The organism is Exiguobacterium sp. s6, from assembly GCF_018618155.1.
GTDB classification, from domain to species: domain Bacteria; phylum Bacillota; class Bacilli; order Exiguobacteriales; family Exiguobacteriaceae; genus Exiguobacterium; species Exiguobacterium mexicanum_A.
The window spans coordinates 1,228,207-1,241,311 of the sequence record NZ_JACSLN010000001.1 but is presented as its reverse complement, the minus strand read 5'-3'; the positions used below and the strand labels follow the sequence as shown (position 1 = coordinate 1,241,311).

Here is a 13,105-nt window from a genome sequence, read left to right as displayed (position 1 = left end):
GACAAGTTTGATGCGTGCTGCAAAGTGTGCTACATCTGATTGCTATGTAGCTGGTGACATCTTAAATTTAAGACAACGGAGCAATGGCGTAAAGGTGACGGTGTGCTCTGAATATGCCGCTGGGCACATCGGGAAGAAACCGCTTTCTTTACATTACCCACACTTCCCCTTCACCTTACTTTAAAAACCCCGCAACGCGTAACGTTACGGGGTTGAATGTGCTTTGGCCCAGTCGATGTCGTTTACGAACACCGCATCGACCCCGAGCCGGCGAAACCGTTCGAGGTCATGCACCGTCTTGACGGTATAGGGACGCACGGCGAGCCCTTCTGTTTGAAGCTGTAGGATTTCCTCATCGGTCATCGTCCGGACGTTCGGATGCACGGCGGTCGCCCCGACCTTCGCACAGTACGCCACAAGGTCATAGAGAGGTTGGGCCAAGAGCACCGCACACTCGATATCTGGCGCCAACCGCTTCAAACGTTTGAGCGTCGCATGATTGAATGAAGAGAACACGATTTGTTCAACAGGGACACGTCGGTTACGGATTGTGTCGACCAGTCGCTGCTCAATCCCGGGATACCGTTCGATATCGGTCTTGACCTCGAGGTTCAGTACCACCGACGTCCCTTGACACAGGTCGATCAGTTCATCTAACGTCGGAATCTGCTCGTGAACCGCGAACGTGACGCCCGCATTGACCGCTCTCAGTTCTGATAGCGTCATATCGGCAATCCGCCCTTGACCATCTGTCGTCCGATCGATCGTCTCGTCATGGATGAGGACGAGTTTCCCGTCCTTCGTCATATGAACGTCCGCTTCAATCCCATCTGCCCCGGCCTCGAGTGCAGCCCGGAACGCTGTCATCGTATTTTCGGGATGGCGGGCCATCACTCCTCGATGCGCGAAGAATCTCATCTGTATTCGCCTCAGTTCGTTTTATATTTGCTCGTCAAGTAGCGGACGAGCGGACGTACCGAGATGTCTTCCCCGGTCACTTGTTTGATCAACTCGTTCGGGGTGAGCGCCTTCCCATGACGATGGACATTGTCTTCGAGCCACTGTTTGATCGGGCCGAACTCGCCACTGCTGACGAGCGATTCAAACTCTGGATGGGCATCACGGAGCGCCTCTGTCAATTGGGCGGCATAGACCAAGCCGAGTGCATAGCTTGGGAAGTAACCGAATGAACCGCCGGCCCAGTGCACGTCTTGCAGGACGCCTTTCGCATCACTCGGGACATCGACACCGAGATATTCCTTATACAGCGCGTTCCATGCCTCTGGTAATTCCTCGACCGAAAGATCGCCTTGGATCAGTTTCTTTTCGAGCTCATAGCGGATGATGATGTGCAGACTATACGTCAACTCGTCCGCTTCGATTCGAATGAGGGAGGGTTTTGCCTCGTTCACCCCGGCATAAAACGTCTCGAAAGAAACGTCCTGAAGCGCAGGGTGTTCTGTTTGAAGACGCGGATAGACGCTCTTCAGGAACGCTTCGCTTCGCCCGACAAAATTCTCGAAGAAGAGCGACTGTGATTCATGGATTCCCATCGAGGCCCCGCCTCCGAGCCCGAGCTCGTCGAGTTCCGAGTCGATTTGTTGCTCATACGTGGCATGGCCCGCTTCGTGCATCGTCCCGAACAAGGCGTTGCGGAAGTCGGCCTCGTCATATTTTGTCGTAATGCGCACGTCGCGCCGGTTGATCGTGATCTCGAACGGATGGACCGTCGCGTCGAGTCGGCCCCGTGTCAAATCGTAGTCGACGACACGCATCCAATCCTCGCACAACCGCTGTTGGACCGACTTGTCCATCGCCCAGTCGAGTCCTTGTACAGGTTCCGGCAATTCGCGGATGAGCGGGACGAGTTCGTCCCGGAGCGTCTGGAACAACGCATCGAGCTGTACGACCGTCATGCCAGGTTCATAGTCGTACAGCAAAGCATCATACGGGTGAGACTCGTAGCCGAAATACTCGGCGAACTTGCGTTGGAACCCGATGATCTTCTCGAGATATGGGGCGAACATGTGCCAGTCATCCTGGTCCTTCGCTTTCTCCCATGCCGTCTCGGCTTCAGAGACTAGCGTCACGTACGCCTGATATTCCGATGAAGGGATTTTAGCGTTCCGCTCATACTGCGTCTTGGCGACGGCGACCGATCGGACTTCAATCGGCGTCAATTCCTCGGTCTCGGTCATTTGCGCGAGCAAGTCTTTGAACGACTCGCTCGTCTGGCGCTTGAACGCCTCGGTCGACAGATAGCCGATCGTCTCGGCCCGAAGCGGTGCCGATTGTTCCGGCATCTGGGTGCGCATGTCCCAGTATAGTAAAGAAATCGCCTCATCGAAGGCACGCAATTGTTTGAAATGGTCACGCCACTGCTTTGTTAGTTCCATTCTGATTCCACCCCTATGACAGTTATATCGTTACTTCTTTACTTTAATATAGACGAAGGAAGTTGCCTATTCTTTCGACACATCGGTTTTCTGCTCATATGAGAGCGGCTTCGTCGCCGGTCCCTCCAACACGTTCCCTTTCGTATCGAACCGTGACCCGTGGCAAGGGCAATCCCACGAGCGTTCGGCGTCGTTCCAATTGACCGTGCAGCCCATATGCGTGCACCGTGTCGAGACGAGATGGCATTCGTTGTCGAGGTCGCGATAGGCGCCGACCTTCTTGCCGTCGACTTGGACGATGCCTCCCTCGTCCAGCTGCAGGTCGTCGAGCGTACCCGGTTTCTCGAGTGAACCTTTGACGAACTGGGTCGCCGTGTCGAGGTTCGTTTTCAAGAACTGACCGACATCCGCCGGCTTGAACTTGGAACGAAGTGGATTTAATAGTTCTCGGAAGCGATTGTCCTGACCGGTCAACAGATCAGCCAAGAGGAGCCCCGAGGCGATCCCGTTCGTCATCCCCCACTTGGCGAATCCCGTCGCGACGAACACATCCGGCTCCCGGCTAAACATCTGTCCGACATAGGGGAGATGGTCCAGTGTGATCAAGTCTTGTGAGGACCAACGGAAGCTGGCCTTCTTCGTTTCGAACGCGTCATGGGCGAACCGGTCGAGCCGGTTATAACGCGAGCGCGTCTCCGTCACGTGACCACTCAAGTGACCCTCCCCTCCGACGAGCATGTACGTCTTCTCCCCTTCCTGGAACGTACGGAACGACCGACTCGGTGAATCGACGCTCAAATACATCCCCTCAGGTACGCTTTGCTCGGTCTCGCAAGCGACGATATAAGAGCGTTCGACCTCGAACTTCGAGAAATAAAGTCCCCGGATATCATTGAACGGGTAATGGGTGGCGACGACGACTTGGTTCGCCTGGACCCGCCGCCCCGTCGATGTCGTGACGATTGGTCGGGGTCCGGAGCTGATCTCAGTCGCCCGCGTCTTCTCATGGAGTCGACCGCCCGCCTCAACGAAACGAACGGCTAGCTCGTTCAAGTACTTGACCGGGTGGAATTGGCCTTGGTCCCGGATGACAAGGGCCTGTTTCACTTGGAGCGGGAGCGCGGCATTCACTTCCTCCGTCGCGTCCCCGCCTGCGAGGTCGAGCTGCTCATATGCCTCCCGTTCGGCGACGAGTTGGCTCGATCCGTCGATAGAATATAAGTAAGAATCTTTCGTCTCGTAATCGATGTCGAAACCGTCCGCGACCTGGTCCTGCAAATAGCGAAGGGCCTCTTGATTGAACTCATAATAAAGCCGGGCCGTCTCATGATTGAACGTTCGAATCAATTTGGAGTAAACGGTCCCGTGCTGCACGGAACATTTCGCCGTCGTATGACCGGTCGTCCCCCGTCCGACCTCGGCCGCCTCGAGCAGGACGACTTGTTTACCGCGTCGCTGTAGTTCGTAGGCTGTCACGAGCCCGGCGATGCCCGCTCCAATGACGACGACGTCACATGAGACCGAGCTTTCTAACTTTGGATACGGTACGGTCTCGTCGTGTTGACGCCACAGGGAATTGGTGAATGGATAACGATGCATGAAGGTGCCTCCTTTAGTGGGTTGAGTGTCTGTTATTGTGTATACCCATTCCACTTCATTTCATACGCGTCAATTATTGACCTGATTCTTTATTTTGATGACGATTTCAAGAGGCTCCATCCATTATGGTAGAAAAGTAAACAATGAAGGAGCGATTACATAGTGAAACGAAACCGCAGACACCGTAGAAAGACGTACATCATGAGGCGATTGACCGTCGGCCTCGCCCTGATCGGACTACTCGCCATCATCCCTGCCCTAATCGGCTTCAAGCAAGACTCAGAACCAAAAGCAGAACCATCCGCTCCGGTAGCCGTCCCCGTCAAATCCGGACCGACTTTCCCGGAGATTCCAATCAAGGAATGGACACATCAACCGATTGCAGCAGCCGAGACACCGGATCTGCTCGTCGGGTCGATGGCGTTCGTCAATTTGACGGACGGTCAGATTTTAGTAGATAAAAACGCATCGGAACGCGTCTTTCCTGCCAGTACGACAAAACTGATGACTGCCCTCCTCGCTTATGAGACGGCAGTCGACAAAGATGAGCTCGACAAAGACGTCGTCACCGTAAAACAGTCGACGCTCGATATCCCGTGGGACAGTCACATCGTCCATCTCGCAGTCGGTGACCGGCTCACCGTCCGCCAGGCGCTCTATGCGACGTTGCTCGAGTCGGGGAATGACGCCGCCAATAGCCTCGCCGAATACGTAAGCGGTTCGACATCCGAATTCGTCGACTTGATGAACGCCCGTTCGAAAGTACTCGGGTTGACCGGGACCCAATTTCGGAATGCGCACGGCTACTCCGACCCGGAACACTTTACGACTGCACTCGACATGGCTAAAATCACCTACGCGTTCGGCACGTATCCAGAGCTAGTCGACATCGCCGGGACGTACGAATACGAGGCGAAGTTTGTCGATCAGGCCGGAGATTTGAAACGACGTTGGTGGTATCACCTGGGGTCGGCCATCAACGAGCGGAGCATCCACTATTCGAAGCTCGTCACAGCAACGAAAACCGGATATACGGACGAATCAGGCTACACGATGGTGTTCTTGATGGAACGCGACGGCAAACAATACGCTTTGGTAACCATGCAAGCTAAATCGGGACAGACGTTCCCGACGATGCGTACGGTTGAACAGATTGCTTTTGGCATTACTCATGAATAAATGGACATCAACCACCCGCTCTTCCCTGTACAGGGAAGAGCGGGTGGTTGCGTTAAAACATCAGAAATTAGACGAGTTATATGACAAACAGATGACACAGGAATAACACCCACATGACTAATTGTCAGAATATTTAAACTTTAATCATGAAAAATATAGCCCTTATCCATTGATACAATGCGCTTTAGAGCCATTTTTATGAAAAGATGACAGTTTGCAATGATTGAGTAGGTCCGTTATGGTTAGTCACAAGTTCGCCGAGTCACTCAAGTTTGACGCATTTGTGTGAGATTCACACATGATTGAACTACGATTGATAAAACGACAACAATTGAACACGTACAGGAGGTAATCAAATGTTATGGCAAGAATGGGTATCCATCGCGCTTTATCTCGTGATGATGCTCCTCATCGGATACGTCGCCTATAAGCGAACGACCGATTCATCAGATTATATGTTAGGTGGCCGTAAAATGGGGCCAGGTGTTACCGCCATGTCAGCCGGAGCTTCGGATATGAGTGGTTGGATGTTAATGGGACTTCCGGGCGCAATGTACGCCACGGGATTATCAGCGATTTGGTTAGCCGTTGGATTGGTCATCGGAGCTTACTTGAACTACTTGTTAGTCGCTCCCCGTCTACGCGTCTTCACGGAGATGGCAAATGACTCGATCACGATTCCTGACTTTTTAGAGAATCGGTTCCGAGATCACTCGAACTGGCTACGGATCCTGTCTGCATCCGTTATCATCATCTTCTTCACGTTCTACACGTCAGCCGGACTTGTGTCTGGCGGGAAGTTGTTCGCAAGCTCGTTCGGGCTTGACTATCAGATGGGCGTCATCGTGACGATTAGCGTCGTCATTCTTTATACGCTCTTCGGTGGCTTCACAGCCGTCAGTTGGACAGACTTTGCACAAGGTGTCATCATGTTCCTTGCGCTCGTACTCGTCCCAATCGTCGCTTTGACAGACGTCGGTGGTGTTTCAAACGCCGTCAACACGGCCACGACGCTCAACACAGATTTGTTCGACCTCTTTAAAGGGACGTCGACGCTCGGGATTATCGGTCTCCTCGCTTGGGGACTTGGTTACTTCGGTCAACCGCACATCATCGTCCGCTTTATGGCGATCCGTGATGTGAAATCATTGAAGACGGCACGCCGTATCGGTATGGGCTGGATGACAGTCTCGATCATCGGTGCCGTTATGACAGGTCTCGTCGGAATCGCCTACTTCCGTGGTCAAGGGAATGCCCTGGCTGACCCGGAAACGGTGTTCATCCGCTTCTCAGAAGTATTGTTCCACCCGTTCATCACTGGATTCTTGCTCGCTGCGATTCTAGCGGCGGTCATGTCGACCGTATCGTCACAGCTTCTCGTGACATCGTCAGCGTTGACAGAAGACTTCTATCGCAAGTTCTTCAATAAAGAAGCAAGTGAGAAGACGATGGTTCTCGCCGGTCGAATCGGTGTTTTAACGGTCGGAGTTGTCGCGACTCTCATGTCGCTCAGCCCATCGAACACGATTTTGACGCTCGTCGGCTATGCGTGGGCAGGCTTCGGTTCAGCCTTTGGTCCAGCGATTCTCTTGTCGCTCTATTGGAACAAGATGACGCGTCAAGGTGCCCTCGCCGGAATCCTTGTCGGTGCCATTACGGTCATCCTTTGGATCGTGACTGGACTCTCGAGCGTGATTTATGAGATGGTGCCAGGCTTCTTCCTCAGTATGCTTGCCATCGTTCTCGTCAGCACGTTCACGAGCCAACGTGAACAAAAACGAATCAACCGTGAATTCAGTGAAATGGAAGCTGAACTCGCCGTTGCGAAAAAAGAATAACATCAATCAAAAACGCGGGCCGAACGGCTCGCGTTTTTTTGTTGCGCACGGTCACGTATCTTTACTCTAACGCGGCTTGTATTATAGAACACCGTGATCAATGCATTAAAGAAAAGCCCGCAGATATGATATCTGCGGGCTTGAGACTCGATTACATCGCTCTCGCCATGAACCATAATTGAATGAAAAATGGCACCAATACGAGGACGAGCATCGCATTGCGCATCCATCGGTTACGGTTCCAGTAGTACGCCATCAAGACGAACGGATGTAGCGCCGTCAGCTGATATGGGTTGAACCAGAACCAGGTGAGCATCAATACGATAAAGAAATATAACACAGAGCGTTGTTTCGTGGTGCGCCATTCGCGCCACATGTCGAACGCCCCTTTGAAGAATACGATAAACGTCACGATCCAAAACACCATCAGAATGATACTATTCAATGACTAGACCACCTTCATGAGACATTTTCAATATAGAACCCGCCCCAGTAAATATGTCGATACGTGTATTCTTTTCCACTCTCTGCCGTGATGATGATTTCATCCTCAGTCAATACGAGCACATGGACCGGAATCTCACCTTTTCGTAACATCGGGCTAAACAGTTGAAACTGTTTGTTCAACCATTTCCGCTCCGAGAAATCACGGTAATGATGCAAGGCGAGCGACGGATGAACCAAGAACACACCAATGATCAAAGCGATGGCTCCCGGTGAGGCGGCCACTTCAAGCAGTAACGAGAGGACGAGCAGAAGTGATAAGACCGCATAACCGAACTCGAGGAGCTCCATCAAAGAGGCTCGACTGGCAATCACGTACTGCATGACGCGGAAGGCCACGTACAGTAACAGACTGACCATCACATACTGGGTGAACGGAGCGCTACTCATCTCAACGTCCAAATAGAACAAGATCGGCAGTAACATGACCCACTTCCATAATTGTAAGGCGAGGTAAAACAATGTTTGATCGATGAAACGACGATTGTGTACGAGCCGTTGCATATCCATGTTTCCCACCTCCGATTAAAAGATGTGATCTTATCGATATCATTCCCTGAATCAAAGATTGATAACAACGATTTACACGTCAACCGGATATTTCTTTTTGTTCGATGAGCGTGGCGTTCAGAAGTCCCCCGAGAAGGATGACCGAGGCCGCCAGGTAGAACCAGATCAACAAGATGATAAAGGCACCGAGCTGACCGTAAAACTGTTCATAGTTTGCATACTGTGAATAGTAGCTGAATACGTTCGAAACTGTCAAGATGCCGATTGTCGCAAAAGCCGCCCCGGCCCAGCTGTCTCGGAACGTGCCGCGATGGCTCGGCAACCACTTATAGACGAGCAGGAAGACACTGAACAGGATGAGTGTCCCGATGATCCAACGGAAGTAGAACCAAATCTGGGCATATCGGGCGACGATGTCATCGATAAAGATGATGTGGGTCGCCAACTCTCGTAGCGCCGTCTCGATGACCGGGACGAGCAGCGAGAACGGCAGGACGAACATGAGCGCGAGCGTCACGGCGATGTCTTGCAACACCCCGCGCCAGAACGCTTTGTTTCGAATCAGTCGATAGGCGTCGTTCAAGGAGCGAACGAGCGATTGGACGGCCATCGAAGAGATCCAAAGTGCCGGTAAGATGCTGAGCGAGGCCAAGCGTAGTCTCGAATCATCAAAAATGGCCTCGATGTTCCCTTGTAACAATCGATAACTCGCTTCGGGCATCACCAAGGACAACGCCGAGATGACGTCTCCGCTCGAGAACGGTAGCCACCCGACGATGCCGAGGACGAACAATAGAAATGGAAATGTGGACAGGATGAAATAGTAAGCCAACATCGCGGCTTGATCGAAGAATCGTTCGGCAAAAAATCGTTTGAATGTGTGAAGAAAGGGTTGTATCATGTCGTGCGCTCTTTTCTATTTTTATTATATAAGTGCGGTATGTGAAATAAAAAGATTCAACAAGGAAAGGCAGGACTGGCGCTGTGCGTCAATCCTTGCCTTACGCTCAACTAATATTCTCTCGTTTCGCTTCCCATGCTTCGACGTGCTCTTTCCCTGGCAGCTCGACGTCGTCCCGATTAAACACCGGATCGCGTCCTGCTCGTTTCTGGGCCACGTAATCATCAAGCAACAGTTTCGCGACTTTACTGAGCCGGAAGATGGCGTACATATTGACGAGTGCCATCAGACCCATGAAGATGTCGGCGATCGACCAGACAAGCCCGGCCGAACGGACCGAACCGAACAATACCATCCCGATGACGGCGATCCGGTAAATGACGAGATACACTTTCCGTTCCGAGATGAACTCGATGTTTGTCTCCCCGTAATAATAGTTTGCCAAGATCGAGCTGAAGGCGAACAATAAAATCGCAATCGTCATGAGCGATGTCGCGACCGGCCCGATCTCGGTGAGGAGCGCCTCTTGGGCAAGTTCGATGCCTTGGAAATCCTCTGAACCCGGCACGCCAGAAATGAGGACAATCATCGCCGTCGCCGTACAGATAAAGAGCGTATCGACGAACACGCTGAGTGACTGAATGAGACCTTGCTTGACCGGGTGACTGACCTCGGCGGTCGCAGCCGCGTTCGGGGCCGACCCCATCCCCGCCTCGTTCGAGAACAAGCCACGGCGAATCCCTTGCAAGACGGCCGCACCGACCGCACCGCCAAGCAGTTGTCGGAACCCGAGCACGCCTTCTGAGAAAATGGCTGAGAATACGGCCGGGACGACCTCCAAATTCGTCAAGACGACCCACAGGGCGAGCAAGATATAACCGCCAGCCATGATTGGGACGATAATCCCTGACAGTGTCGAGATGGAACGGATCCCCCCGAAGATGACGATCCCCGTCACGACGGCCAAAATAATCCCGATCCAAAGCGTGTCGATCTCGAAGACGTTGTTGACCGACAAGGCGATCGTGTTGGCCTGGACCGAGTTGAATGCAAATCCAAACGCGAACGTGATCAGAATGGCGAACACGATACCGAGCCATCGCTGACCGAGCGCCCGTTCGATATAGTAGGCCGGTCCGCCGCGCCACGCCTTGCCGTCATGCACTTTGTACACTTGGGCGAGCGTGCTCTCGACGAACGCTGACGCCGAACCGATCAACGCGATGAGCCACATCCAAAACACGGCACCCGGTCCCCCGAGTGCGATCGCGGTCGAGACGCCGGCGATATTCCCGGTCCCGACCCGTGCTGCCGTCCCGATGGCGAACGCCTGGAACGACGATACTTGTCCTTTTTCGTGCTTGATCCCTTTGACGAATAACAGCTTGAACATCTCGGGCAACATCCGGAACTGGACGAACCCCATCCGAATCGTGAAATAAAGCCCACCGGCAATCAATACGAAAATGAGTACGTACGTCCATAACAAATCATTCGCCTGCATGACGAGCTCGCGAATGTCCATGCGCATCCCCTCCTTTTACGGAGTTATTACCCGCTCGACGGACCGCAGAAACGAGACGGTCAGCGCGAAGCCTCTTCTAGTATGCGTTCACAGAGCGCATGCGTCGTCAGACTATCGGCAGCGAGCACCGACTCGTTCGGTTCTCCGTTCAGTAGCTTGATGAACGCATCGATCATCGTCGTGAAGCCGCGACGCATAAGGTTCGACTCCCACGGACTCAGAGCCCGCTCGAGCATGCCGTCGCGCGTGAAGTCATACACGCGCTCGACGTCGCGGGTCACCCGCTTCAGACGCGGAGACATCACTTCCATCACTTCTTCCGTACAACCGTTGTCGCGGTTCATGATCCCGAGCGCTTCGATCCCACCCGCCGTGAATTGAATCTGCAACTGTTTCAGCGTCTCTCCTTCATAGCGCGTCCGCACCGACAAATTCTCAACCGGTGCGAGCCCCGTCAAGTAACGGAGCGTGTCGACGACGTGGACGAAATCCTCGATGATGAACTCTCGGAGCGTCGCCGGTTGATACGTGCGATTCTTTTGAATGAGGACGAGGTTTTGGTCCGTGACTTCCTTCAAGGCCGCCGTCGCCGTCGCGAAACGACGATTGAAGCCGGTGACGAGTTCGACCCCGTTGTCTGCCGCGAGCCGCACGAGCCGCTCCGTCTCGTCGAGCGAGAACGTGACCGGCTTATCGATGAACACATGGACGCCCCGCTCGAGCACGTAGCCGACCTGGTCCGCGTGGGCCGACGTCATCGAATGGATCAACACGCCATCCACCTCGTCGAGCGGCACGTCTTGTAACGACCGGTAATGGCCGCTGAATCGGTATTTGTCGACGAGCTGCCCCGCTTTCGCCTCATCTCTCGAGACGAGATAGACGTCCACCCCTTCTAATCCGGCATAAACCGGTAAATACGCTTTTTTCGCGACATCCCCTAACCCAACAACTACGATCTTCATTTCAACATCTCTCCTCTTCGATGGACTGAACAAAACCCCATGGCGTACGCCCGGGGTCGATGGTTCACTTAATGGACGGCAAGAATCTCAAAACTCGTGATCGGCTTGCGAATCGCATCCGACACGATTTGATATAGGTCGGCGAGTTGCTCATTATCCTTTAAATCTGGCGTCCGGTCGAGCTCGACTTCACACGTTCGTGTCGTCTGTTCCTTATCTTGAAACGCATATTCAATCGTATATGTCTGCATGATATGTCTCCTCTCAAGCGATGTATACGTATGTATAGCCTGAAACGAAATGATTGAAACGCCTCGGGTGTGCGACTCAAATCGCTCGAGAGCCCCCTGTTCGACCCGTTCTCCCCCATTGTACCATTCGTACCTAGGGCGACGCCTCCCCCATCTGTGACAAAATCTGTCTCGTTTGTCGGAAGCACGATTAAAACCGCCTCCAATCCGTTTGCTTGTAAATGTGGGCGAAGATTCCTAGAATGGACAAGTATGCATCAAAGACATAGGAGTTTTAACATGAAAAACAATCTTACTTATCTTGCCTTCCCGCTGGCCATGCTGTTGTTGGCCGGTTGCACGAACGAGACAGAACCGAATCCCGAGTCGAAGACGGAACCTCAGGAACAGGTTACCGTTGAGACGGAGCCCCCTGACCAGACCGAAACGAACGATCACTTCACGGGCTACGACTTGATTGAAGTCGAGGGTGGAGATTTGTCAGGCGACCGCGAGAATAATGTCGTCGTCGATATCGGATACGGGGAACGCGAGTATTGGGCGTTCACGAACGAGCACGGACAACTCGTGAAAGTGCTCGCCGACGAGATCGTCTTGCAAGATGATGAGCTCGAGGACGTCACGTCTTCGGGTCGCTATTATTCAGACGAGGCGAAAGTGCCCGGGGTCGAGCATCGCGACCTCGACGAAGGGCACGTCATCGCCGATTCGCTCGGCGGCGTCTCGAACGCCTTCAACATCACCCCGCAAGACAGCACGCTCAACCGCCACGGGGACCAGGCGTACATGGAGAGCGTGATCCGGAGCGCAGGCGGCGCGACCGACTTCGAGGCCATCATCACCTATCCGGATACGGAGACACAAATCCCTTCACACTATGAGTACACATACACTGTCAAAGGAAATGTCATTACCGATTCGTTCGACAACGTGAACCCGGACGAGGTGAACGAGTCGCTCGGGCTGACCGAGAGTGCGACTGAAACCGAGTCCGTGTCTGAAGACGGTGACGTCGCGAGCATCGATATGAACGGGAACGGCCAAGTAACGATCCAAGAAGCAAAAGATGCCGGGTTCAGCATGCCGATCACAAGCGATCATTGGCTCTATCCTTACATGCATGACAACGATGGCGACGGGATGGTCGGAGAATAAGCTATCGGGATCACCCACAACGATATGAAAGAATCATCGACGTCACGCTCTTCCTGACCAAAGGGAGAGCGTTTTTTTATGACGAGTCATGATGAGGTCAGATTGTCGATTTTGAAAGAAACAGCATCAAACAAAAAACCATAGACGAATGTCTAAAGACCGGGGGACTATGTGCCTTATTTCGCGTCTGTCAAATCGACCGGACGTCTCGGCGGACGTTTCCCGAAGAATTGATAATACTATTTATATCGTTCCATCCGTTATCAATTATCATCTCTTTCT

General features: G+C 53.0%; 12 protein-coding genes. 3 read left to right on the top strand and 9 right to left on the bottom strand.

Going from position 1 to position 13,105, the window contains the following annotated elements:
* Nucleotides 1-204: 204 nt before the first annotated feature.
* From KNP75_RS06415 to KNP75_RS06405, 3 genes are all read right to left on the bottom strand, one after another.
* Complete coding sequence (locus KNP75_RS06415; RefSeq protein ID WP_034777662.1) at nt 205-918, bottom strand: glycerophosphodiester phosphodiesterase; 714 nt, start codon at nt 916-918, stop codon at nt 205-207.
* Nucleotides 919-929: 11 nt separating this feature from the next.
* The gene (locus tag KNP75_RS06410) at nt 930-2,396 is read right to left on the bottom strand and encodes a carboxypeptidase M32 (RefSeq protein ID WP_034777664.1); all 1,467 of its coding nucleotides are present in this window, start codon (nt 2,394-2,396) and stop codon (nt 930-932) included.
* Between the two features lie 66 nt (nt 2,397-2,462).
* The gene (locus KNP75_RS06405; protein ID WP_214753260.1) at nt 2,463-3,995 is read right to left on the bottom strand and encodes an FAD-dependent oxidoreductase; all 1,533 of its coding nucleotides are present in this window, start codon (nt 3,993-3,995) and stop codon (nt 2,463-2,465) included.
* Nucleotides 3,996-4,196: 201 nt separating this feature from the next.
* On the opposite strand from KNP75_RS06405, the gene KNP75_RS06400 reads away from it, so the two are divergent.
* Nucleotides 4,197-5,174, top strand: coding sequence for a D-alanyl-D-alanine carboxypeptidase family protein (locus KNP75_RS06400; protein ID WP_034777667.1), 978 nt, complete (start codon nt 4,197-4,199; stop codon nt 5,172-5,174).
* Nucleotides 5,175-5,530: 356 nt separating this feature from the next.
* The gene (gene putP, locus KNP75_RS06395; RefSeq protein ID WP_138859392.1) at nt 5,531-7,012 is read left to right on the top strand and encodes a sodium/proline symporter PutP; all 1,482 of its coding nucleotides are present in this window, start codon (nt 5,531-5,533) and stop codon (nt 7,010-7,012) included.
* Between the two features lie 151 nt (nt 7,013-7,163).
* Here the strand turns inward: putP and KNP75_RS06390 are convergent, their stop codons facing one another.
* The 6 genes from KNP75_RS06390 to KNP75_RS06365 form a co-directional block, all read right to left on the bottom strand.
* Nucleotides 7,164-7,457: a hypothetical protein gene (locus KNP75_RS06390; protein ID WP_251128201.1), complete on the bottom strand. Its 294-nt coding sequence runs from the start codon at nt 7,455-7,457 to the stop codon at nt 7,164-7,166.
* A 14-nt stretch (nt 7,458-7,471) separates the two neighbouring features.
* A complete protein-coding gene (locus tag KNP75_RS06385) occupies nt 7,472-8,026 on the bottom strand; it encodes a hypothetical protein (protein ID WP_034777669.1) in 555 nt (184 codons plus the stop codon).
* 79 nt (nt 8,027-8,105) lie between these two features.
* On the bottom strand, nt 8,106-8,927 hold the full coding sequence (locus KNP75_RS06380; RefSeq protein ID WP_034777670.1) for a YihY/virulence factor BrkB family protein: 822 nt from the start codon (nt 8,925-8,927) through the stop codon (nt 8,106-8,108).
* 106 nt (nt 8,928-9,033) lie between these two features.
* Complete coding sequence (locus KNP75_RS06375) at nt 9,034-10,452, bottom strand: alanine/glycine:cation symporter family protein (protein WP_034777671.1); 1,419 nt, start codon at nt 10,450-10,452, stop codon at nt 9,034-9,036.
* Nucleotides 10,453-10,511: 59 nt separating this feature from the next.
* A complete protein-coding gene (locus KNP75_RS06370) occupies nt 10,512-11,417 on the bottom strand; it encodes a Gfo/Idh/MocA family protein (protein WP_215190052.1) in 906 nt (301 codons plus the stop codon).
* A 68-nt stretch (nt 11,418-11,485) separates the two neighbouring features.
* Complete coding sequence (locus KNP75_RS06365; RefSeq protein WP_034777673.1) at nt 11,486-11,668, bottom strand: hypothetical protein; 183 nt, start codon at nt 11,666-11,668, stop codon at nt 11,486-11,488.
* A 279-nt stretch (nt 11,669-11,947) separates the two neighbouring features.
* Here KNP75_RS06365 and KNP75_RS06360 point away from each other — a divergent pair, with 279 nt between their 5' ends.
* Nucleotides 11,948-12,823, top strand: coding sequence for a DNA/RNA non-specific endonuclease (locus tag KNP75_RS06360; RefSeq protein WP_215190051.1), 876 nt, complete (start codon nt 11,948-11,950; stop codon nt 12,821-12,823).
* The last annotated feature ends 282 nt before the right edge of the window (nt 12,824-13,105 follow it).